Below are 21,316 nucleotides of genomic sequence, written 5' to 3'. Positions count from 1 at the left end.
CTGATGAGACGTCAACTGCTCGCCGCGACCGCGTTATTAGGCGCCTTCACGCTGGGCACCGGCACGGCCTCGGCCGCCGGTGCCCCGCAGTGGACCCAGACCGGCACGGCGTACACCGACACCCTCGGCGGCGGGCAGGGCCTGGCCAGCCGCGCGGACGGCTCCCTGCTGTACCGCGGGCTGGCCTCCATCCCGCTGGACCTGCGGGTCAAGGGCTGGAACCACATAGGCGACCCGGACATCGCGCGCGGGCATGTCTTCGACGCCTACCAGGGCGCGGACACGGCCACGTCCAAGATGTTCGCGGTCACCACCCCGGCCGGGAAGCGCTACGAGTACGTCCACCCGCTGAACCCCGGCGAGAAGCTGAACAACTCCTTCGCCACCGTCTCGCCCGACGGTCAGTGGCTGGTCTCGGGCGAGTGGGGCACGCAGAACCGGCTCCAGGTCTTCCCGGCTCCCCTGCTGAACCCCTCCACGCCGCCCGCCGGCGGTGAGCTGAAGGAGGCCGGGCAGATCACCCTGGACAAGCCGGTGCGTGACATCCAGGGCTGTGACTTCGTCACGGGCACCCGCCTGCTGTGCGCCTCGAACGACGCCTCGGGCACCCTCTTCCCGGAGATCCGGCCGCTGCTCCAGGTCGACCTGCCCCGCGAGCTGGACGGGCAGCCGGTCACCGGCACGGTGACGAGTCTCTTCGCGCTGCCGCAGCGCAGCGTGTGCACGGGCACCTTCGAGACGGAGGGCGTCGACTACGACACGAACAGCGGCACCCTGAGGACGCAGATGATCCCGCCGGGCGTGTGCGCGGTGACGACGGCCGTCCACGCGTACCAGCAGGTCACCGACTGATCGGGCGGAGGTACGGTGGGCCGCGTGACCGGTGAAGAGTCGCTGCGGCCCCAGTCCCTCATGCTGACGTTCCTGGGCGACCAGGTGCTCGGGCGCGACGTGTGCGTGTACTCGGGCAGCGTCATCGACGTGTTCGCCCGCGCCGGGATCGGCGAGCAGGCGACCCGTTCGACGCTGACCCGCATGGTGGGCCGTGACCTGCTGCGCCGCCAGCGCGAGGGCCGCCGGATGTACTTCGGGCTGACCGAGCGCTCGGAGGCCGTGCTGCGCGACGGCGAGCGGCGCATCTGGCAGACCGGTGCCGTCAACCGGCACTGGGACGGCACCTGGACCCTGCTCGGCTTCTCCCTGCCCGAGTCCTGGCAGCGCCAGCGCCACGACCTGCGCTCCCAGCTGACCTGGAGCGGCTTCGGCCCGCTGTTCAACGGCCTGTGGATCGCGCCGGGCGAGGTCGACGTGTCGGCGCTGGTGGCCGAGCTCGGCCTGTCCGCCCACGTGAAGGTCTTCCGCGCGCACGCCGACGCCGGGATGGACATCGGCCAGATGATCGAGGAGACGTGGGAGCTGTCCGACCTGGCCGGGCGCTACGAGGCGTTCGTACGGCGCTGGCAGCCGTGGGAGGACGAGCTGCCGCACCCCGACGACGGGCTCGTGCTGCGGCTGCGGCTGCAGACCGAGTGGCTGCGGATCGTCCGGCGCGATCCGCGCCTGCCCGTCAAGCACCTGCCGGACGACTGGCCGGCGGAGCAGGCCGAGAAGACGTTCCGGGCGGTGCACGACCGGCTCTCACCGCTCGCGCGTGACGCCTCGGAACGTCTGCTCGACCTGGTGCCCGCGCGGCCTCAGGCGTAGCACGCCGTCTCAGTGTGTTCAGGCGTAGAACCGCGACAGGCTCTGGAGCACCGCGGCCGGCTTGCCGCCGCCCTCGATCTCGACTGCGCCGTCGACCGTGATCTGCACGCCGCCCGGCACCTCCTCGACCTCGGCGAGCTTCGCCGTCAGCCGGATGCGGGAGCCGACCTTCACCGGGGAGGGGAAACGCACCTTGTTGAGGCCGTAGTTGACCTTCGTCGTCACGCCCTGGACGTCCAGGAGCTCGGTGAACAGCGGGATGAAGAGGGAGAGCGTGAGGTAGCCGTGCGCGATGGGGGCGCCGAAGGGACCCTCCTTGGCCTTCTCCGGGTCGACGTGGATCCACTGGTGGTCCCCGGTCGCGTCGGCGAAGGTGTCGATCCGCTCCTGCGTGACCTCGATCCACTCACTGGTGCCGAGGTCGCTGCCAGCGAGCTTCTTCAGTTCGTCGAGGCCGTTGACGGTGATGCTCATGGAGCCGTCCTTCACTGGGAGTCGGTGCCGTAGCGCTTGCGCACACGGGATTTCAGGAGCTTCCCGGAGGCGGTGCGGGGCAGTTCGTCCGCCACCACGACCGACTTCGGGATCTTGTACTTGGCGAGGCGGCCGGCGAGCGACGCGAGCACCTCGTCGGGGTCGAGCGCGGCGCCCTCGCGGGGCACGACGACCGCGCGGGGCACCTCGCCCCACTTGTCGTCCGGCACCCCGATCACCGCGCACTCGACGATGTCCGGGTGGGCGAGGAGCTGGTCCTCGATCTCGGCGGGGTAGATGTTCTCGCCGCCGGAGATGATCATGTCCTTGAGGCGGTCGACGATGTGGACGTAGCCGTCCTCGTCGACCTGGGCCGCGTCGCCGCTGCGAAACCAGCCGTCCGCGAAGGACGCGGCCGTCTCCTCGGGCAGCCCCCAGTAGCCGGGCATCACGTGCGGCCCGCGCACCACGACCTCGCCCACCTCGCCGACGTCGACCGGCGCGAGGTCGGGCCGTACGACGCGTACGTCGCTGAAGAAGTGCGGCACGCCCGCCGACCCCGCCTTGCTGACGGCGTGCTCGGCGTCCAGGAACAGCGTGCCGGGAGCGGCCTCGGTCATGCCGTAGCCCTGGAGGAAGGTCAGTCCGCGCCGCTGGTACGCCGCGATCAGCGGGGTCGGGACCGGGGAGCCGCCGCAGGTCAGGATGCGCAGCGACGACAGGTCGGCGTCCTGCCAGCGCGGGTGCCGGGCCACCTGGTCGAACATGGTGGGCACGCCGAACATGAAGGTGATCCGGTGCCGTTCGATCAGGTCGAAGGTGGCGTCCGGGTCGAAGGCCTCGACCAGGACGCACGTGCCGCCCTTCAGCAGGACCGGGAGCGTCAGCATGTTCAGGCCCGCGGTGTGGAACAGCGGGGCGGAGACCAGGGCGCGTTCGTCGGCGATCAGGTCGTGGTCGACGAGGACGTTGATCGCGTTCCAGGTGAGGTTGCCGTGGGTGAGCATCGCGCCCTTGGGGCGGCCGGTCGTCCCCGAGGTGTACATGATGATGCAGGTGTCGTCCGGGGTGACCGGTGTGTCGATGGGCTCCCGGGAGGCCGAAGCCAGCGCCTCCTCGTACTCGGCGCCCACTTCGACATACGTGCGGACGTCCGTGCTGCCCGGCAGTCCCGCGACCAGACCGGCGTGCGAGGGGCCGTAGACGAGGGCCTTGGCTCCGGAGTCGGCGAGCTGGTAGGCGATCTCGGGGCCGGCCAGCCGGATGTTGAGCGGGACGAAGACCGCGCCGAGGGTGCCGGCGGCGAACATGGTCTCCAGGTAGGCCGGGTGGTTCGGGCCGAGGTAGGCGACGCGGTCGCCGCGGCGGACGCCCCTCTCGCGCAGTGCGTGGGCGAGGCGGGTGGTGCGGTCGTACAGGCCGGCGTAGGTGCGGGTCGTGTCGCCGTGGATCAGGGCGGTGCGGTGCGGGGTCTTGCGGGCCCGGCGTGCGGGCCATGACCCCAGTCCCTCGTTGCGCATGTCACGCCCCTTACGGTTTCGTCAGCCCGAGCAGACGGGCGGCGTTCTCCTTGAGGATCTTCGGCCGGACCTCTTCCTTGATCGTCAGCTTGTCGAAGTCGGCGAGCCAGCGGTCGGGGGTGAGGACGGGGAAGTCGGAGCCGAAGAGGACCTTGTCCTTCAGCAGCGTGTTCGCGTACTGCACGAGCTGCGGCGGGAAGTACTTCGGCGACCAGCCGGACAGGTCGATGTGCACGCCCGGCTTGTGCGTGGCGACGGCCAGGGCCTCGTCCTGCCAGGGGAAGGACGGGTGCGCCAGAATGATCTTCAGGTGCGGGAAGTCGGCGGCCACGTCGTCCACGTGCAGCGGGTTGGAGTACTTGAGCCTGATCCCGCCCCCGCCGGGCACGCCGGCGCCGATGCCGGTCTGGCCGGTGTGGAACAGGGCGATCGTGCCGGTCTCCTCGATCACCTCGTACAGGTCGTAGGCCACCGACCGGTCGTTGGGGAAGAAGCCCTGGATGCTGGGGTGGAACTTGAAGCCCTTCACCCCGTACTCCTCGACCAGGCGCCGGGCCTGCTTCACCCCCGCCTTCCCGCGGAAGGGGTCGATGGAGGCGAAGGGGATGAGGACGTCTGCGTTGGCGGCGGCGGCCTCGGCGACCTCCTCGTTGGGGACGGGCGCCGTGCCGGTGGCGGACTCGGCGTCGACCGTGAAGATCACGGCGGCCATCTTCCGCTCGCGGTAGTACGCGGCGGTCTCCTCCAGGGTCGGCTTCCGCTTGCCCTCGACCTTGAAGTAGGCCGAGGAGGCGTCGTGCAGGTCGTCGTCCAGGGAGGAGTGGCCCTTGGAGGAGACCTCCGCGTGGGTGTGGACGTCGATCGCGACGAGGTCGTTGAGGTCCATCACGCCTCCGGGAACTTCGGCGCCGGGATGCCGACCGACTGGGGTTCGGCACCGACCGAGGTGGGCCAGGCGTCCGCCAGCGCGCCGGGGGTCCAGCCGCCGTCGGCGTACGCCGCCCTGATCTCCTGCGGGTGCGACCAGAGTGCCACCTTGTCACCGCCGATGCCGATGCACTGACCGGTCACGCCGCGCGCGGCCTCGGAGGCCAGGAACGGGACCAGGGCGGCACAGTCCTCGGGGGTGCCGAAGCCCTCGCCCTTGCGCAGGAAGTCCGGCAGCGGCTCGCCGCTGCGCATGGCCTCGATGTACGGGGCGAACGCCGGGATGGTCTCGGTCATCGCGGTCGCGGCGACCGGCACGATCGCGTTGACGGTGATGTTCGCGCGGCCCAGCTCCATGGACCAGGTGCGGGCCATCGCCGCGATGCCGGCCTTGGCGGCGGCGTAGTTCGTCTGGCCGAAGTTGCCGCGCTGGCCGGCCGGGGAGCCGACCAGGATCAGCGAGCCGCCCTCGCCCTGCTCGCGCATCCGGACGGCGGCGGCGCGGGCGCAGGTGAAGGTGCCCTTGAGATGGGTGGTGATCACCGCGTCGAAGTCCTCGTCGGTCATCTTCCACAGCACCTTGTCGCGGAGGATGCCCGCGTTGGTGACGAGGACGTCCAGCCGGCCGAACTCCTCGACCGCGCGGGCGACCAGCCGGTCCGCCGCCTCGGCCGTACCGACCGGGACGACCTCCGCCACGGCCTTGCCGCCCGCCTCGGTGATGGACTTCACGGCCGCCTCGGCCACCGCCTCGTCGACGTCGTTGACGACCACGGAGGCGCCGTGGGCGGCCAGGGCGTGGGCGTAGGCGAGGCCGAGGCCCCGGCCGCTTCCGGTGACGACGGCGGCCTTGCCGGTGAGATCGATGGTGGGCACGGGTGAGTCCCTTCGCATGGGTGCGGCTACGAGTCGCATGGGGTGGGGCTGCAAGTTGCACGGGGTGCGGCTACGAGATCGAAGCTAAGAGCAATAATTGTTGACGTCAATAGTTGTTGATGACCCACGGGTGCGAGATGCTGGAATCCTCAGGCAGCACCGAGCACAGGGAGCCCGTCATCACACGCCAGAACGTCACCCCGGAACCCATCGACGCCCAGGAGCCGTGGATGCGCGGGCTGCACGCCGACACGGGCTACCTGCTGTACCGCCTGGGCCTGCGCTCGGGACAGCTCTTCAACGCCTGCCTCCAGGAGTCGGGCCTGCGCCTGCGCCACTACGCGGTGCTGCGCTTCCTCGCCACCTCGGAGGGCGCCCTCCAGCGCGAGCTGAGCACCCGCCTCGGCTACGACCCGAGCGCGATCGTCGGCCTGGTCGACGACCTGGAGAAGCAGGGCTTCGCCGAGCGCCGCCCCTCCCCCGACGACCGCCGCAGCCGGATCGTCGTGCTGACCGAGAAGGGCCGCGCGTTCCTCCGCGACACCGACGAGGCCGGCCAGCGGGTGACGAACGAACTCCTGGGCCCGCTGGACCCTGCCGACCGGGAGGCGCTGCACGGGCTGCTGCTGCGGATCGCCGAGGACGGACTGAACTGATGTTGTGCAAATGATTGACGGCTGCACGATGGATGCATAACTTCATCGGCCAACCGAGACCCGTCCCCAGGGAGCTCCCGTGCAGCCATCCCCTTCTCCCGCTCAACCCGCCCCCGATTCGCGGCAGTTGCGCCGCGTGGCCGTCTCCGGCCTGCTCGGAACGGCCGTCGAGTTCTACGACTTCCTCGTCTACGGAACGGTCGCCGCGCTCGTCTTCGGCGAGCTGTTCTTCCCCCGGGCCGACCCGGCGGTCGGCACCATCGCGGCGTTCGGCACCTTCGCCGCCGGCTATCTCGCCCGCCCGCTCGGCGGCATCCTCTTCGGCCACTTCGGCGACCGGATCGGCCGCAAGTCGATGATGCTGCTGACCATGGTCCTGATGGGCTGCGGCAGCTTCCTCATCGGCCTGCTGCCGACGTACGACACGATCGGCGTCTGGGCCCCGATCCTGCTGGTCGCCCTGCGCGTGGTGCAGGGCATCGCGATCGGCGGCGAGTGGGGCGGCGCGATGCTCATGGTCGTCGAGCACGCCGAGCACACGCAGGGTTCCCGGCGCGGCCTGTGGTCCAGCTTCACCCAGCTCGGCGCCCCGCTCGGTTCCGTGCTGTCGGCCGGTGTCGTCACCATCGTCGCCGGCCTGCCCGACGACGAGTTCCGCTCCTGGGGCTGGCGGGTGCCCTTCCTGCTGAGCATCGTGCTGCTGGCCGTCGGGCTGTTCGTGCGCCTCAAGGTCGCCGAGAGCCCGCTGTTCGCCCAGGTCAAGCGGCAACCGGTGGACAAGCCGCCGATCGTCGAGGTGCTGCGCCGTCCGAAGCCCGTGCTGCTCGCCGCGTGCGTCGGCATCGGCGCCTTCACCGCCCAGTCGCTGCTGACCAGCTTCATGATCTCCTACGCCGTCGACGAGGGGTACACCCGCCCGCAGGTGCTGACCGCGGTGACCGTCGCCTCTTGCGTGGCCCTCGTCGTCCTGCCCGCCGCGTCCGCGCTGTCGGACCGGGTCGGCCGCCGGCCCGTCGTGCTCGCCGGAGCGGTCGCCTCGGCCGCGCTCGCCTTCCCCGTCCTGGCACTGGTCGACTCCGGCTCGCCCGGACTGCTGATCCTCGCCCTCGCCCTCGGTCACGGTGTCGCCCAGTCCACGATGTACGGCCCGCTCGGCGCCCTGCTCACCGAGATGTTCGGCACCCGCGTCCGCTACACCGGCGCATCCCTCGGCTACCAGGCGGCCACCCTGGTCGGTGCCGGGTTCTCCCCGCTCATCGCCGGCAGCCTCCTCGCCTCGTACGGGGGCGGGAGCACGCCCGTCTCGCTGCTGCTGTGCGCGGGCGCGGCGATCACCGCCGTCACCGTGTGGCGCCTGCGCGAGACGCACACCGACGCCCTGGACTCCCCCGCCACCACCACCCCCACCCTGGAAGGGACCCCGCGTTGAGGATCCGCCTCGCTTTACTGACCGCCTGCCTGTCCGTGGCGACCGCACTGCCGGCGCAGTCCGCCGCCACGGACACGCACCTGGAGGGCCGGCTCCCCTCCGGCGCCGCGTACGTGATGGACGTCCCCGCGTCCTGGAACGGCACGGTGCTGCTATACAGCCACGGCTACGCCCCGGCCGGAGCTCCCAACCCGGCCCAGAACACCCCGGGTGCGGCCGCCCGGGACAAGCTGCTGGCCGAGGGCTACGCCCTGATCGGCTCCTCGTACGCGACGAACGGCTGGGCCGTCACCGAGGCGGTGCCCGACCAGCTCGCCACGCTGGACCTGTTCACCGAGAAGTTCGGGGCGGCCCGGCGGACCCTCGCCTGGGGCACCTCGTACGGCGGCTTCGTCACCACGATGCTCGCCGAGCGGCACTCCGGCCGGTTCGACGGCTCGCTGTCGATGTGCGGGCTGGTGCAGGGCGGCGTCGCCAACTGGAACAGCACCCTGGACCCGGTGTTCGCGCTGCGCACGCTCCTCGCGCCGGACTCCGGGATCCGGCTCGCGGGCTTCGCCGGCCAGACGGAGGCGGTCGCCGCAGGGAAGGCGCTCACCTCGAAGGTCGACGCCGCCCAGCAGACCCCCGAGGGCCGGGCCCGGATCGCCCTCGCCGCCGCCCTGCACGACATCCCCGGTTACAACGACGCCTCGCAGACCGAGCCGGGCCCCACGGACTGGGAAACCCAGCAGGCCAACCAGTACACCGCCGTCCGGGGCCTGCTCCAGATGCCCGCGTTCAGCTGGCGGCAGGAGGCCGAGAGCCGGGCGGGCGGCAACCCGTCGTGGAACACCGGTGTCGACTACACCGCCATGCTCGGCCGCTCCCCGCTGTACAAAGAGGTGAAGGAGCTCTACAAGGAGGCGGGACTGTCCTTGCGTACCGACCTCTCGGCCCTGGGCCGGGCACCCCGGATATCCGCCGATCAGCCGGCCGTGCGGTGGATGCGGAACACCAGCGTGCTCTCCGGCCGGCTGGCCGACCCCCAGCTGAACATCCACACGACCGGCGACGCGCTGATACCGGTGCAGGCGGAGAGCGCCTACCGGCGGGCGGCCGGCGCGGCCGGCTCCGCACCGCTGTTCCGCCAGGCCTACGTCGACGCCCCCGGCCACTGCACGTTCACTCCCGGCGAGACGCTGGCCGCCCTGCGCACCCTGGAGAACCGCCTGGACACAGGCCGCTGGGACACCTCGCCCGCCGCCCTCAACGCCCGTGCGACAGCGGCCGAACCGACGGCCGAGCCCCGCTACGTCCGGTACCGGCCGGCCGCCTACCCCCGCCCCTACGACCTCGCCCACCCGGGAGACACCCGGCCATGACCGCTCTGCCCCGAGCCCTCGGCTCCACCGGCACAGGGGGCGCCCCCACCGCGACCGACCGGTTGCTGTCCGTCCTCGCGGCCTTCGACCACGAGCATCCGGCCCTGTGCCTGACGGACATCAGCCGGCGGGCCGGGCTGAGCCTGACCACCGCGCACCGGCTGGTGGGCGCGCTCACCGAGTGGGGTGCCCTGGAACGGGACGAGTCCGGCGTCTACCACGTCGGGCTCCGGCTGTGGGAGATCGCCGCGCTGGCGCCGCGCGGCCTCGCCCTGCGGCAGATCGCACTGCCGTACCTGGAGGACCTGTACGAGGCGACGCACGAGAACGTGCAGCTTGCGGTGCGGGACGGCTCGGACGTCGTCTACATCGAGTGGCTGTCGGGGCGCTCCGCGGTCGGCGTGCACATCCGCGTCGGCGCGCGCTGGCCACTGCACGCCACCGGGGTGGGGCTCGCCCTGCTGGCCCACGGGGACCCGGAGTTCCGGGAGGCGTACTGCGCGGGTGAACTCGCCTCCTTCACACCGCACACGATCACCGACCCGGCGCGACTGCGGCGGGAACTCGCCGAAGTGCGCCGGACCGGCGTCGCGGTGAGCGACCGTCAGATCACGGAGGACGCCCTGTCGGTGGCCGCGCCGGTGCGCACGGCGGACGGTTCGGTGGCCGCCGCCGTGTCCATCGTGGTGCCGCACGCCGACGCCCAGGTGCCGGTGCTGGTCCCGGCGGTACGGGTGGCGGCGCGCGGCATCTCGCGGGCCCTGGGGTGGCTGCCGGAGCGGGCCTGAGGCGGCGAACTCAGGGCGAGGAGAATTCCCCTAGCCCACGCAGAACTCGTTGCCCTCCGGGTCCCGCAGCACGACGCCGTAGTAGTCCATGTCCGGCTCGTCCATGACCCGAAGCACCGTCGCGCCGGCCGCGGTCAGCCGGTCCACCTTGCCCCTGACTCTCCGGGTGCGCTCCGGCAGGGGAACACCTCTCCCACCGCCGACCTTCAGGTCGAGATGCACCCGGTTCTTGACGGTCTTGCCCTCCGGCACCCGCTGGAACCAGACGCGGGGCCCCTGCCCGTCCGGGTCGACGATCGACTCGGGGGTCTCCCCCGCCCCCTCGGTCAGTTCCCCCTCGGGCACCCCCATGTCCGCCCAGTAGGCCCGCCAGGTGGGGTGCCCGCCCGGGGCCGGTTCGGGCACGTAGCCGAGGGCCTCGGTCCAGAAGGTCACGAGTTTCGCCGGGTCGGCACAGTCGATGGTCAGCTGCAAGGTGACGTCCATGCCGTGAGCATCGCAGGAGGGTCTGACAACGGCCCCCAACCCCCCGGTCGGCAGCGCCCGTTCAGAACCTGCACTCATCGGCCGCCCCGCACTTTTCCCGGTTTCACCTCTTGACGACCCGCGTGGCGTGGAGCACATTGACGGCACTTTGAGAGCGCTCTCAGGGGCGTCCTCACCCTCCCGCACCCGTACCCGAGAGGCATCCCCACATGAGTGACACCTCCGGCAGACTCCGCGCACGGCGCCCCTTGCGGCGGGCGTTCGTCGCCGTGGTCAGCACACTCGGCCTCGCCGCGGTCGCCGCCACCGCCGCGACTCCCTCCGCGAGCGCCTCCGCGCCGCCGCCCCCGTCGGGCTGGAACCAGGTCTTCCTCGACGACTTCAACGGCCCGGCCGGCAGCGGCGTCAACACGGCCGACTGGCAGTACGCGACAGGCAAGGGCTACCCCGGCGGCCCCGCCAACTGGGGCACCGGCGAGATCGAGACGATGACGAGCAGCACCGACAACGTCTCCCTCGACGGCAACGGCAACCTCCGCATCACCCCCCGGCGCGACGGCGCCGGCAACTGGACCTCCGGTCGTATCGAGACCAACCGCACCGACTTCCAGCCCCCGGCCGGCGGCAAGCTCCGCGTGGAGTCGCGCATCCAGGTGCCGAACGTCACCGGGGCCGCGGCCAAGGGCTACTGGCCCGCGTTCTGGATGCTCGGCGCCCCGTACCGCGGCAACTACTGGAACTGGCCGGGCGTCGGCGAGCTGGACATCATGGAGAACACCCAGGGCATGAACACGGTGTTCGCGACGATGCACTGCGGCACCTCGCCGGGCGGCCCCTGCAACGAGACCAGCGGCATCGGCAGTTCGACCACCTGCCAGGGCACCACCTGCCAGGCCGGCTTCCACACCTACCGGATGGAGTGGGACCGCTCGACGAGCGTCGAGGAGATCCGCTTCTACCTCGACGGCGTCAACTTCCACACGGTGCGCGCCAACCAGGTCGACGCGACGACCTGGCGGAACGCCACGGACCACGGCTTCTTCATCATCCTGAACGTCGCGATGGGCGGCGGCTTCCCGGACGCGTTCGGCGGCGGCCCGGACGCCGGGACGCAGCCCGGCCACCCGATGGTCGTCGACTACGTCCAGGTGCTGTCGTCCGGCGGTGGCACCACACCTCCCCCGACCGGCAACCGCGACGCCTACTCCACCATCCAGGCCGAGTCCTACGACGGCCAGTCCGGTGCGATGACCGAGACGACGTCCGACTCCGGCGGCGGTCAGAACGTCGGCTCGCTGGCCAACGGTGACTGGCTGCACTTCAAGGGCGTCGACTTCGGCTCCACGGCGGCCCGGCAGTTCAGCGCCCGGGTCGCGAGCGGTGCGGCGGGCGGCGTCAGCGGACTGGTCGAGGTGCGGCTGGACAGCCGGAGCAACGCGCCCGTCGGGAGTTTCGCGGTGGGCGGCACCGGCGGCTGGCAGTCGTGGCGGACCGTTCCGGCGAACATCAGCTCTGTGACGGGCACGCACGACGTGTATCTGACCTTCACCAGCGGACAGCCGGCGGACTTCGTGAACGTCAACTGGTTCACCTTCGGGCGCTGACCAACCTCGGCAGGGGGCTCCACGCGCGCGTGGAGCCCCCTTTCGCTGCCGGTTTTCACGGCCTCAGCGCAGTTCCGCCCGGAACGCCGCCGGTGTCAGGTCCGTGTGCTGGTGGAAGAACTTGGAGAAGTTCGCGGCGTCGGGGAAGCCGACCGCCGCGCCGACGCGGCCGATCGGCAGATCGGTGTGGGCGAGGAGGCGTTTGGCCTCCAGGACCACGCGCTTGTCGATGAAGGCCTTGGGGGTGTCGCCGGTCGCGGCGCGGACCGCGCGGACCAGGGTGCGGCGGGAGTAGCCGAGCGCGTCGGCGTAGGCGCTGACGCTGTGGTTGGTGGCGAAGTCCTTCTCCACGGCCTCCCGGAAGAGGGTGAAGGTGGAGTCGGACTGCTGTCGTACCGACTCCGCCGAACTGGCGGCGAGATGGGCGAGCCGGAGCAGGAACGCCGTCAGCGAGTGCTGGAGGACGGCGGTGTGCAGGCTCAGCGGCAGCGTGGCCGTGTCCTCGTACTCGCGTCGCAACTGGCCGAGCGCGTTGCGCAGACCGGTGAGTTGGGCCGCGTCGGGGCGCAGCAGCGGCGGCAGGTCGTAGCGGTAGAGGCCGGTGGCTTCCACGGTCGCGCGGGGCAGGAAGCCGGGCTGCATGGTGAGCACGGTTCCGCGGTACTCGCTCGTGCGGGAGAAGCGGTGGACCTGCCCCGGGCGGATCCACAGCAGGTCCCCGGCCGCGGCCTCGTACTCGGTGAAGTCGACCATGTGCCGGACCGGGCCCTCGCCGAACAGCAGCACGACGTGGAAGTCGATGCGGTGCACGCGCTCCAGGGGCGCGTCGGCGTGCCAGGTGCGGCCGGTGCCCATCGGGCCGACCTGCATGCCGACGCCGCCGACACTCAGCTCGACCGGGAAGGGGAACGTTCTGATCCCGTCGCCGCCTTGGATGGTTCTGTCCGCCATGTCCGCCTCGTACCGCCCCGTTCGTGTGCCGCGCTGCCGCCGCGTGTCCCAGTTTCACCACAGGCTGGCACACGGCGACCTTCCCTCGAAAAAGTCAGACTTTTAGTTTTGAACACGTCAGACCAGCCCACTCGCTCCTATCGAGGATTTCTTGAAGATGAGCACGCAGACAGCGGACCGCTTCGAATGGACCGAACTCGACCGGCGTGCCGTCGACACCGCCCGTCTGCTGGCGGCCGATGCCGTCCAGCGGGTCGGAAACGGCCATCCCGGCACCGCGATGAGTCTGGCGCCGGCCGCCTACACGATCTTTCAGAAGGTGATGCGGCACGACCCGGCCGATCCGGAGTGGACCGGACGTGACCGCTTCGTCCTGTCCCCCGGTCACACGTCGCTGACCCTCTACACCCAGCTGTACCTCGCGGGCTACGAGCTGGAGCTGGACGACCTGAAGGCGTTCCGCACGCACGGCTCGAAGACGCCCGGGCACCCCGAGTACGGGCACACCGCGGGTGTGGAGACCACCACCGGCCCGCTCGGCCAGGGCGTCGCGAACGCGGTCGGCATGGCGATGGCGGCCCGCTACGAGCGCGGCCTGTTCGACCCGGACGCCCCTGAGGGCGAGTCCCCCTTCGACCACACCGTCTGGGCCATCGTCTCCGACGGCGACCTCCAGGAGGGCGTCTCCGCCGAGGCCTCCTCGCTGGCCGGCCACCAGAAGCTCGGCAACCTGGTCTTCCTCTACGACGACAACCACATCTCCATCGAGGGCGACACCGCGACCGCGTTCTCCGAGGACGTGCTGAAGCGGTACGAGGCGTACGGCTGGCACGTGCAGCGGATCGAGCCGCGGGAGGACGGCGACGTCGACGTGCACGCGCTGTACGCGGCGCTGAAGGAGGCTCAGGCAGAGACCGGGCGCCCGTCGATCATCGCGATGCGCACCATCATCGCCTGGCCCGCCCCGAACGCGCGGAACACCGAGGCCTCCCACGGCTCGGCGCTCGGCGAGGACGAGGTCGCTGCCACCAAGCGCCTCCTCGGCTTCGACCCGGAGAAGACCTTCGAGGTCGCCGACGAGGTGCTGGCGCACACCCGCAAGGCCTTGGACCGGGGCGCCGAGGCGCACACCGCCTGGGACAAGCGGATCGCCGCCTGGCGCGGCGAGAACCCGGAGCGCGCCGCCACCTTCGACCGGGTCAGCAAGGGCGAGCTGCCCGCGGGATGGGAGGACACCCTGCCGGTGTTCGAGCCGGGCAAGGCGGTCGCCACCCGTGCCGCGTCCGGCAAGGTGCTCCAGGCCCTCGGCGCCGTCGTCCCCGAGCTGTGGGGCGGCTCGGCCGACCTGGCCGGCTCCAACAACACCACGATCGACAAGACGTCGTCCTTCCTGCCGCGGGGCAACCCGCTGCCGGAGGCCGACCCGTACGGCCGGACGATCCACTTCGGCATCCGCGAGTTCTCCATGGCCGCGGAGATGAACGGCATCGCCCTGCACGGCAACACGCGCATCTACGGCGGCACCTTCCTGGTGTTCTCCGACTACATGCGCAATGCCGTCCGGATGTCGGCCCTGATGCAGCTGCCCGTGACGTACGTGTGGACGCACGACTCCATCGGCCTCGGCGAGGACGGCCCGACCCACCAGCCGGTCGAGCACCTGGCCGCGCTGCGAGCCATCCCCGGCCTGAACGTCGTACGCCCGGCCGACGCCAACGAGACCGCGCTCGCCTGGGCCGAGATCCTCAGGCGGCACACGAGCGACCCGGCCCCGCACGGTCTCGCGCTCACCCGCCAGGGTGTCCCCACGTACGAGCCGAATCCGGACGTGGTGCGCGGCGGTTACGTGAGGGCCGAGGCGGAAGGCGGCGAGCCGCAGGTGATCCTCATCGCCACCGGCTCCGAGGTGCACATCGCCGTCGAGGCGCGTGAGCAGCTCCAGGCGGCGGGCGTGCCCACGCGGGTCGTGTCGATGCCGTCCGTGGAGTGGTTCGAGGAGCAGCCCCGCGCGTACCGCGACAGCGTCCTGCCGCCGTCCGTGAAGGCCCGGGTCGCGGTGGAGGCCGGTATCGGCCTGACCTGGCACCGGTTCGTGGGGGACGCGGGACGCATCGTCTCCCTGGAGCACTTCGGCGCCTCCGCCGACGCGAAGACGCTGTTCGCCGAGTACGGCTTCACCCCCGAGAACGTCGTCGCCGCAGCCCGCGAGTCCCTGACCGCGGCTCGTGGCTGATCCGACCGCCCGAAAGAAGATGATCATTGTGACCGAAGCGACCGCGAACGCGGGAGCACTCAAGCGCCTGTCCGACGAGGGCGTGTCGATCTGGCTGGACGACCTGTCCCGCCGGCGGATCGAGTCCGGCGACCTGGCCGGTCTCGTGGCGACGGGGAACGTCGTCGGCGTCACCACCAACCCGTCCATCTTCCAGGCCGCCATCGGCTCCGGCGAGGGTTACGAGGAACAGCTCGCCGACCTGGCGGTGCGGGGCGTCACCGTCGAGGAGGCCGTCCGGATGATGACGACGGCCGACGTCCGGGCCGCCGCCGACGTCCTGCGGCCGGTGTACGACGCCACCGGCGGGCGGGACGGCCGGGTGTCCATCGAGGTCGACCCGCGGCTGGCCCACGACACGGCGGCGACCGTCGCCGAGGCCCGGCAGCTCGCCTGGCTGGTGGACCGCCCCAACGTGATGATCAAGATCCCGGCGACGAAGGCCGGTCTGCCGGCGATCACCGAGGTGATCGGCGCGGGCATCAGCGTGAACGTCACGCTGATCTTCTCGCTCGAGCGCTACCGCGAGGTGATGGACGCCTACATCGCCGGCCTGGATGAGGCGCAGGCGGCCGGTCTCGACCTGTCGGCCATCCACTCGGTCGCGTCCTTCTTCGTCTCCCGTGTCGACTCCGAGATCGACAAGCGGCTGACGCTGCTGGGCACGGACGAGGCCCTCGCCCTGAAGGGCAGGGCGGCCCTGGCCAACGCGCGGCTGGCCTACGAGGCGTACGAACAGGTATTCGCCGGGCCGCGCTGGCAGGCCCTGGGCGGCGCCCGTGCGAACCGGCAGCGCCCCCTTTGGGCCTCCACCGGTGTGAAGGACCCCGCTTACAAGGACACCCTGTACGTGGACGAACTGGTCGCCCCCGGCACGGTCAACACCATGCCGGAGGCCACGCTGAACGCCGTCGCCGACCACGGTGACGTCCAGGGCGACACCGTCACCGGCGGTTACGCCCAGGCGCGCGCCGACCTGGCGGCCGTCGAGCGGCTCGGCATTTCGTACGACGAGGTGGTGCGGCAACTGGAGGACGAAGGCGTCGCCAAGTTCGAGGTGGCCTGGCAGGACCTGCTGGACGCGGTCACCAAGTCCTTGAACAGCAAGGGAGTTGACGCGGAATGACTGAGAGCATCCCCCAGACGGCCGAGCAGGAGACCATAGGAACCAAGGAGGACAAGGAGGCCCGGGCGGCGCAGGAGGCCGCCGGGGTCGAGCAGACGGGGGTGAGCGGCCGGGCCGCACCTCGTCCGGAGTACGCCGGCACCGACTTCGCCAACCCGCTGCGCGACCCGCGCGACCGCCGTCTGCCCAGGATCGCGGGCCCGTCCGGGCTCGTCATCTTCGGCGTGACCGGCGACCTGTCCCGCAAGAAGCTGATGCCGGCCGTGTACGACCTGGCCAACCGCGGCCTGCTGCCGCCGGGCTTCTCGCTGGTGGGTTTCGCCCGCCGGGACTGGGAGGACCAGGACTTCGCGCAGGTGGTGCACGACGCGGTCCGGGAGCACGCGCGCACCCCGTTCCGCGAGGAGGTCTGGCAGCAGCTCGCCGAGGGCATGCGGTTCATCCCGGGCGACTTCGACGACGACACTGCGTTCAAGCAGCTCCGCTCCGCCGTCGAGGAGCTGGACGCCTCCCGGGGCACCAGCGGCAACTACGCCTTCTACCTCTCGGTGCCGCCGAAGTTCTTTCCCAAGGTCGTCCAGCAGCTGAAGAAGCACAAGCTGGCCGACGCCCAGGAGGGTTCCTGGCGCCGCGCGGTCATCGAGAAGCCGTTCGGCCACGACCTCGACAGCGCCTGCGAGCTGAACGCGATCGTGCACGACGTGTTCGACCCGGAGCAGGTCTTCCGTATCGACCACTACCTCGGCAAGGAGACCGTCCAGAACATCCTGGCGCTGCGCTTCGCCAACCAGATGTTCGAGCCGATCTGGAACCGGTCGTACGTCGACCATGTGCAGATCACGATGGCCGAGGACATCGGCATCGGCGGCCGCGCGGGGTACTACGACGGCATCGGCGCCGCCCGTGACGTCATCCAGAACCACCTCCTGCAGCTGATGGCGCTCACCGCGATGGAGGAACCCGCCGCATTCGACGCGGCGTCACTGCTCACCGAGAAGCTGAAGGTGCTGCGGGCCGTGCGGCTGCCGGAGGACCTGGGCAGGCACACCGTGCGCGGGCAGTACGCGGCGGCCTGGCAGGGCGGCACGAAGGTCCGCGGCTATCTGGAGGAGGAGGGCATCGACCAGGCCTCCTCGACCGACACCTACGCCGCGATCAAGCTCCAGGTGGACAACCGCCGCTGGGCGGGTGTGCCGTTCTACCTGCGCACCGGCAAGCGGCTGGGCCGCCGGGTGACGGAGATCGCGGTGGTGTTCCAGCGGGCCCCGCACTCCCCCTTCGACTCCACCGCCACCGAGGAGCTGGGCTCCAACGCGATCGTCATCCGCGTCCAGCCGGACGAGGGCATGACGGTGCGGTTCGGCTCCAAGGTGCCGGGTACGTCGATGGAGATCCGGGACGTGACGATGGACTTCGCCTACGGCGAGTCGTTCACCGAATCGAGCCCCGAGGCGTACGAACGGCTGATCCTGGACGTCCTCCTGGGCGACGCCAACCTGTTCCCCCGTCACCAGGAAGTGGAAGAGTCCTGGAAGATCCTCGACCCGATCGAGCAGTACTGGGCCACGCACGGCCGGCCCGCGCAGTACGTCTCGGGCAGTTGGGGACCCGCGGAAGCCGACGAGATGCTCGCACGAGACGGACGGAGCTGGCGCAGGCCATGAAGATCGACCTGACCGACACCACGGCAAGCAAGATCAACAAGGCGCTGGTGCAGGGCCGCCGCGCCATCGGCACGCCCGCCGTGGGCATGGTCCTGACGATGGTGATCGTCACGGACGAGGAGAACGCCTACGACGCGATCAAGGCGGCCGAGGAGGCATCGCACGAGCACCCCTCGCGCACCCTGGTCGTCATCAAGCGGCACGCCCGCACCCCGCGCGACCGCACCCAGTCCCGGCTGGACGCCGAGGTCCGGGTCGGCGCCGACGCCGGCACCGGCGAGACGGTGATCCTGCGAACCTACGGCGAGGTGTCCGACCACGCCGACTCGGTGGTGCTGCCGCTGCTGCTGCCGGACGCGCCGGTGGTGGTGTGGTGGCCGATGGAGGCGCCGGAGGTGCCCTCGAAGGATCCGCTCGGGGCGCTGGCCCAGCGGCGCATCACCGACCTGTACGCGGTGGAGAACCCCCTGGAGATGCTGGAGAGCCGGGTCCGCTCCTACGCGCCCGGCGACACCGACCTCGCCTGGACCCGGCTGACGCCCTGGCGTTCGATGCTGGCGGCGGCGCTGGACCAGGCCCGGGCGAAGGTGATCTCCGCGGCCGTCGAGGCCGAGGCCGAGAACCCGGCCGCCGAGCTGCTGGCCCGCTGGCTGGAGGCGCGGCTGCACGTCCGGGTCGACCGGGTGGTCACCGCCGGGCCGGTGGTGACGGCGGTCCGCCTGGGCACGGAGAACGGCGAGATCGTCATCGACCGCCCCGAGGGACCGCTGGCCACGCTGACCCTGCCGGGCCAGCCCTCCCGCACCCTCGCCCTGAAGGTCCGTGCCACCTCCGAACTCATCGCCGAGGAGCTGCGGCGCCTCGACGCGGACGAGATGTACGCCATCGCCCTGAACGGCGAGGCAACCGAGGAGACCCCTGCTCATGTCTGACTCCCCCTCCGGCTCCCCCGGCCTCACGCGGCGGCCCGAATGGACCGCCCTGGAGGACCACCGCGCGGACGCCCTGCCGCAGCCGGACCTGCGCGAGCTGTTCGCGGCGGACCCGGGGCGCGCCGAGCGCTACGTCGTGCACGTCGGCGACCTGCGCATCGACTACTCCAAGCACCTGGTCACCGACGAGACGCTGGCCCTGCTCCAGGAGCTGGCCACCGCCACCGACGTGTTCGGGCAGCGCGACGCCATGTTCCGCGGCGAGAAGATCAACACCACCGAGAACCGGGCCGTGCTGCACACCGCGCTGCGCGCCCCCCGGGACGCGGTGGTCGAGGTCGGCGGCGAGAACGTCGTCCCGGGCGTGCACGCCGTGCTCGACAAGATGTCCGGCTTCGCGAACCGGGTGCGCTCCGGGGAGTGGACCGGACACACCGGCAAGCGGATCCGGAACGTCGTCAACATCGGCATCGGCGGCTCGGACCTGGGCCCGGCGATGGCCTACGACGCGCTGCGGCCGTTCACCGCCCGGGAGCTGACGTTCCGCTTCGTGTCGAACGTGGACGGCTCTGACCTCCACGAGGCCACCCGCGACCTGGACCCGGCCGAGACGCTGTTCATCGTCGCGTCCAAGACCTTCACCACGATCGAGACCATCACGAACGCGACCTCGGCGCGCTCCTGGCTGCTGGACGGCCTCGGAGGCGACGAAAAGGCGGTCGCCCGGCACTTCGTGGCGCTGTCCACGAACGCCGAGAAGGTCGCCGGCTTCGGTATCGACGTCGACAACATGTTCGAGTTCTGGGACTGGGTCGGCGGCCGCTACTCGTACGACTCCGCGATCGGCCTGTCCCTGATGATCGCGATCGGCCCGGACCGCTTCCGCGAGATGCTCGACGGCTTCCGCATCGTCGACGAGCACTTCCGCAACGCCCCCGCCGAGGCCAACGCCCCGCTCCTCATGGGCCTGCTCGGCATCTGGTACGGCAACTTCCACGACGCCCAGTCGCACGCCGTCCTGCCGTACAGCCACTACCTGTCGAAGTTCACCGCCTACCTCCAGCAGCTCGACATGGAGTCCAACGGCAAGTCGGTGGACCGCGACGGCCGTCCCGTGGAGTGGCAGACGGGGCCGGTGGTGTGGGGCACGCCCGGCACCAACGGGCAGCACGCCTACTACCAGTTGATCCACCAGGGCACCAAGCTCATCCCCGCCGACCTGATCGGCTTCGCGCGGCCCGTCGCCGAGCTGAGCGACGAACTGAAGGCGCAGCACGACCTGCTGATGGCCAACCTGTTCGCGCAGGGGCAGGCGCTCGCCTTCGGCAAGACCGCCGAGGAGGTGCGGGCCGAGGGCGTACCCGAGGAGCAGGTGCCGCACCGCACGTTCCAGGGAAACCACCCCACCACGACGATCCTGGCCACCGAACTGACCCCGTCGGTCCTCGGCCAGCTGGTCGCCCTCTACGAGCACAAGGTGTTCGTGCAGGGCGCGGTCTGGAACATCGACTCCTTCGACCAGTGGGGCGTCGAGCTCGGCAAGGTGCTCGCCAAGCGCGTCGAGCCCGCCCTGACCGAGGGCGCCGACGTCCCCGGTCTCGATCCGTCCACGGCCGCGCTGGTGGCCGCCTACCGCAATCTTCGGGAAGTGAACTGACATGCAGATCGGTCTTGTGGGTCTCGGCAAGATGGGCGGCAACATGCGCGAGCGCCTGCGCAACGCCGGCCACACCGTCATCGGCTACGACACCAACCCGGACAAGTCCGACGTCGCCAGCCTGGCCGACCTCGTCAACCAGCTCGAGGCGCCGCGCACGGTCTGGGTCATGGTCCCGGCCGGCGACCCCACCCAGCACGTCATCGACCGTCTGGCGGACCTCCTCAAGCCGTACGACACGGTGGTCGACGGCGGCAACTCCCGCTGGACGGACGACGAGAAGCACGCCGAGGAACTGAGCAAGCGCGGCATCGGCTTCGTCGACGCGGGCGTCTCCGGCGGCGTGTGGGGCCTGAAGAACGGCTACGCCCTGATGGTCGGCGGCGAGAAGGAGTACGTCGACCGGCTGCGGCCGATCTTCGAGGCGCTCAAGCCGGAGGGCCCGTACGGCTTCGTCCACGCGGGCAGTGTGGGCGCCGGGCACTTCGCCAAGATGGTCCACAACGGCATCGAGTACGCGATGATGCAGGCCTACGCCGAGGGCTGGGAGCTGCTGGAGGCCGTGGACTCGGTGGACAACGTCCGCGAGGTGTTCCGCTCCTGGCAGGACGGCACCGTCATCCGCTCCTGGCTGCTGGACCTCGCGGTCAACGCCCTCGACGAGGACGAGCACTTGGAGGGCCTGCGGGGCTACGCCCAGGACTCCGGCGAGGGACGCTGGACCGTGGAGGCCGCGATCGACAACTCCGTGCCGCTGCCGGCCATCACCGCCTCCCTGTTCTCCCGGTTCGCCTCCCGGCAGGACGACTCGCCGCAGATGAAGATGATCGCGGCGCTGCGCAACCAGTTCGGCGGCCACGCCGTCGAGTCCGCGAAGAAGGCGTAG

General features: G+C 70.9%; 19 protein-coding genes. 13 read left to right on the top strand and 6 right to left on the bottom strand.

The features are described 5' to 3' along the window. Positions 1-3: 3 nt before the first annotated feature. A complete protein-coding gene (locus tag CP976_RS36515) occupies positions 4-852 on the top strand; it encodes a hypothetical protein (protein WP_150484165.1) in 849 nt (282 codons plus the stop codon). Between the two features lie 24 nt (positions 853-876). After that, a complete protein-coding gene (locus tag CP976_RS36510) occupies positions 877-1,704 on the top strand; it encodes a PaaX family transcriptional regulator (RefSeq protein ID WP_150484164.1) in 828 nt (275 codons plus the stop codon). 18 nt (positions 1,705-1,722) lie between these two features. Here CP976_RS36510 and CP976_RS36505 read toward each other — a convergent pair whose 3' ends face one another. The 4 genes from CP976_RS36505 to CP976_RS36490 are packed head-to-tail and all read right to left on the bottom strand — an operon-like array spanning position 1,723 to position 5,501. Next, on the bottom strand, positions 1,723-2,178 hold the full coding sequence (locus tag CP976_RS36505; protein ID WP_150484163.1) for a MaoC family dehydratase: 456 nt from the start codon (positions 2,176-2,178) through the stop codon (positions 1,723-1,725). Positions 2,179-2,189: 11 nt separating this feature from the next. Next, positions 2,190-3,698 carry an acyl-CoA synthetase gene (locus CP976_RS36500; protein ID WP_150484162.1) on the bottom strand — a complete coding sequence of 503 codons (1,509 nt, stop codon included), beginning with the start codon at positions 3,696-3,698 and terminating at the stop codon, positions 2,190-2,192. Positions 3,699-3,708: 10 nt separating this feature from the next. Continuing rightward, positions 3,709-4,584 (bottom strand): amidohydrolase family protein, encoded by an 876-nt coding sequence (locus tag CP976_RS36495; RefSeq protein WP_086601287.1) that lies wholly within the window; start codon positions 4,582-4,584, stop codon positions 3,709-3,711. Further along, positions 4,584-5,501: an SDR family NAD(P)-dependent oxidoreductase gene (locus CP976_RS36490; RefSeq protein WP_150484161.1), complete on the bottom strand. Its 918-nt coding sequence runs from the start codon at positions 5,499-5,501 to the stop codon at positions 4,584-4,586. The genes CP976_RS36495 and CP976_RS36490 overlap by 1 nt, the downstream gene beginning before the upstream one ends. 230 nt (positions 5,502-5,731) lie before the next feature. Here CP976_RS36490 and CP976_RS36485 point away from each other — a divergent pair, with 230 nt between their 5' ends. The 4 genes from CP976_RS36485 (at position 5,732) to CP976_RS36470 (ending at position 9,738) form a co-directional block, all read left to right on the top strand. Next, positions 5,732-6,157 carry a MarR family winged helix-turn-helix transcriptional regulator gene (locus CP976_RS36485; protein ID WP_086854650.1) on the top strand — a complete coding sequence of 142 codons (426 nt, stop codon included), beginning with the start codon at positions 5,732-5,734 and terminating at the stop codon, positions 6,155-6,157. A 79-nt stretch (positions 6,158-6,236) separates the two neighbouring features. Further along, positions 6,237-7,586 (top strand): MFS transporter, encoded by a 1,350-nt coding sequence (locus CP976_RS36480; protein WP_150484160.1) that lies wholly within the window; start codon positions 6,237-6,239, stop codon positions 7,584-7,586. After that, the gene (locus CP976_RS36475) at positions 7,583-8,950 is read left to right on the top strand and encodes an alpha/beta hydrolase family protein (protein WP_150484159.1); all 1,368 of its coding nucleotides are present in this window, start codon (positions 7,583-7,585) and stop codon (positions 8,948-8,950) included. The genes CP976_RS36480 and CP976_RS36475 overlap by 4 nt, the downstream gene beginning before the upstream one ends. Further along, positions 8,947-9,738 (top strand): IclR family transcriptional regulator, encoded by a 792-nt coding sequence (locus CP976_RS36470; protein ID WP_150484158.1) that lies wholly within the window; start codon positions 8,947-8,949, stop codon positions 9,736-9,738. Before CP976_RS36475 ends, CP976_RS36470 begins: the two co-directional genes overlap by 4 nt. 30 nt (positions 9,739-9,768) lie before the next feature. Here CP976_RS36470 and CP976_RS36465 read toward each other — a convergent pair whose 3' ends face one another. Beyond that, the gene (locus CP976_RS36465; RefSeq protein WP_150484157.1) at positions 9,769-10,224 is read right to left on the bottom strand and encodes a VOC family protein; all 456 of its coding nucleotides are present in this window, start codon (positions 10,222-10,224) and stop codon (positions 9,769-9,771) included. Positions 10,225-10,433: 209 nt separating this feature from the next. On the opposite strand from CP976_RS36465, the gene CP976_RS36460 reads away from it, so the two are divergent. Next, positions 10,434-11,828: a glycoside hydrolase family 16 protein gene (locus CP976_RS36460; protein ID WP_150484156.1), complete on the top strand. Its 1,395-nt coding sequence runs from the start codon at positions 10,434-10,436 to the stop codon at positions 11,826-11,828. 63 nt (positions 11,829-11,891) lie between these two features. Here the strand turns inward: CP976_RS36460 and CP976_RS36455 are convergent, their stop codons facing one another. Next, positions 11,892-12,779 carry a helix-turn-helix domain-containing protein gene (locus CP976_RS36455; RefSeq protein WP_150484155.1) on the bottom strand — a complete coding sequence of 296 codons (888 nt, stop codon included), beginning with the start codon at positions 12,777-12,779 and terminating at the stop codon, positions 11,892-11,894. Between the two features lie 157 nt (positions 12,780-12,936). Here CP976_RS36455 and tkt point away from each other — a divergent pair, with 157 nt between their 5' ends. From tkt to gnd, 6 genes are read left to right on the top strand one after another with little or no spacing between them, the layout of a single operon-like run. Next, a complete protein-coding gene (gene tkt, locus CP976_RS36450) occupies positions 12,937-15,012 on the top strand; it encodes a transketolase (protein ID WP_150484154.1) in 2,076 nt (691 codons plus the stop codon). A 19-nt stretch (positions 15,013-15,031) separates the two neighbouring features. After that, a complete protein-coding gene (gene tal, locus CP976_RS36445) occupies positions 15,032-16,177 on the top strand; it encodes a transaldolase (protein WP_150484153.1) in 1,146 nt (381 codons plus the stop codon). Beyond that, positions 16,174-17,841, top strand: coding sequence for a glucose-6-phosphate dehydrogenase (zwf, locus tag CP976_RS36440; RefSeq protein ID WP_150484152.1), 1,668 nt, complete (start codon positions 16,174-16,176; stop codon positions 17,839-17,841). Before tal ends, zwf begins: the two co-directional genes overlap by 4 nt. Then, entirely contained in the window at positions 17,838-18,773 is a 936-nt protein-coding gene (opcA, locus tag CP976_RS36435) for a glucose-6-phosphate dehydrogenase assembly protein OpcA (protein WP_150484151.1), read from the top strand. Before zwf ends, opcA begins: the two co-directional genes overlap by 4 nt. Next, positions 18,766-20,430 carry a glucose-6-phosphate isomerase gene (gene pgi / locus CP976_RS36430; protein ID WP_150484150.1) on the top strand — a complete coding sequence of 555 codons (1,665 nt, stop codon included), beginning with the start codon at positions 18,766-18,768 and terminating at the stop codon, positions 20,428-20,430. The genes opcA and pgi overlap by 8 nt, the downstream gene beginning before the upstream one ends. A gap of 1 nt (position 20,431) precedes the next feature. Beyond that, positions 20,432-21,316 (top strand): phosphogluconate dehydrogenase (NAD(+)-dependent, decarboxylating), encoded by an 885-nt coding sequence (gnd, locus tag CP976_RS36425; protein WP_020277652.1) that lies wholly within the window; start codon positions 20,432-20,434, stop codon positions 21,314-21,316.

The organism is Streptomyces coeruleorubidus (assembly GCF_008705135.1).
Lineage (GTDB): Bacteria > Actinomycetota > Actinomycetes > Streptomycetales > Streptomycetaceae > Streptomyces > Streptomyces coeruleofuscus.
This window is presented reverse-complemented; position numbering and strand designations above follow the sequence as displayed.

What these genes read in the sequence shown, in the direction of transcription:
- gnd (WP_020277652.1), top strand. Translation starts at nt 20,432, where the DNA reads ATGCAGATCGGTCTTGTGGGTCTCGGCAAGATGGGCGGCAACATGCGC.
- CP976_RS36485 (WP_086854650.1), top strand. Translation starts at nt 5,732, where the DNA reads ATGCGCGGGCTGCACGCCGACACGGGCTACCTGCTGTACCGCCTGGGC.
- CP976_RS36460 (WP_150484156.1), top strand. Translation starts at nt 10,434, where the DNA reads ATGAGTGACACCTCCGGCAGACTCCGCGCACGGCGCCCCTTGCGGCGG.
- zwf (WP_150484152.1), top strand. Translation starts at nt 16,174, where the DNA reads ATGACTGAGAGCATCCCCCAGACGGCCGAGCAGGAGACCATAGGAACC.
- CP976_RS36470 (WP_150484158.1), top strand. Translation starts at nt 8,947, where the DNA reads ATGACCGCTCTGCCCCGAGCCCTCGGCTCCACCGGCACAGGGGGCGCC.
- CP976_RS36495 (WP_086601287.1), bottom strand. Translation starts at nt 4,584, where the DNA reads ATGGACCTCAACGACCTCGTCGCGATCGACGTCCACACCCACGCGGAG.
- CP976_RS36505 (WP_150484163.1), bottom strand. Translation starts at nt 2,178, where the DNA reads ATGAGCATCACCGTCAACGGCCTCGACGAACTGAAGAAGCTCGCTGGC.
- tkt (WP_150484154.1), top strand. Translation starts at nt 12,937, where the DNA reads ATGAGCACGCAGACAGCGGACCGCTTCGAATGGACCGAACTCGACCGG.
- CP976_RS36515 (WP_150484165.1), top strand. Translation starts at nt 4, where the DNA reads ATGAGACGTCAACTGCTCGCCGCGACCGCGTTATTAGGCGCCTTCACG.
- CP976_RS36455 (WP_150484155.1), bottom strand. Translation starts at nt 12,779, where the DNA reads ATGGCGGACAGAACCATCCAAGGCGGCGACGGGATCAGAACGTTCCCC.
- CP976_RS36500 (WP_150484162.1), bottom strand. Translation starts at nt 3,698, where the DNA reads ATGCGCAACGAGGGACTGGGGTCATGGCCCGCACGCCGGGCCCGCAAG.
- CP976_RS36465 (WP_150484157.1), bottom strand. Translation starts at nt 10,224, where the DNA reads ATGGACGTCACCTTGCAGCTGACCATCGACTGTGCCGACCCGGCGAAA.
- opcA (WP_150484151.1), top strand. Translation starts at nt 17,838, where the DNA reads ATGAAGATCGACCTGACCGACACCACGGCAAGCAAGATCAACAAGGCG.
- tal (WP_150484153.1), top strand. Translation starts at nt 15,032, where the DNA reads ATGATCATTGTGACCGAAGCGACCGCGAACGCGGGAGCACTCAAGCGC.
- pgi (WP_150484150.1), top strand. Translation starts at nt 18,766, where the DNA reads ATGTCTGACTCCCCCTCCGGCTCCCCCGGCCTCACGCGGCGGCCCGAA.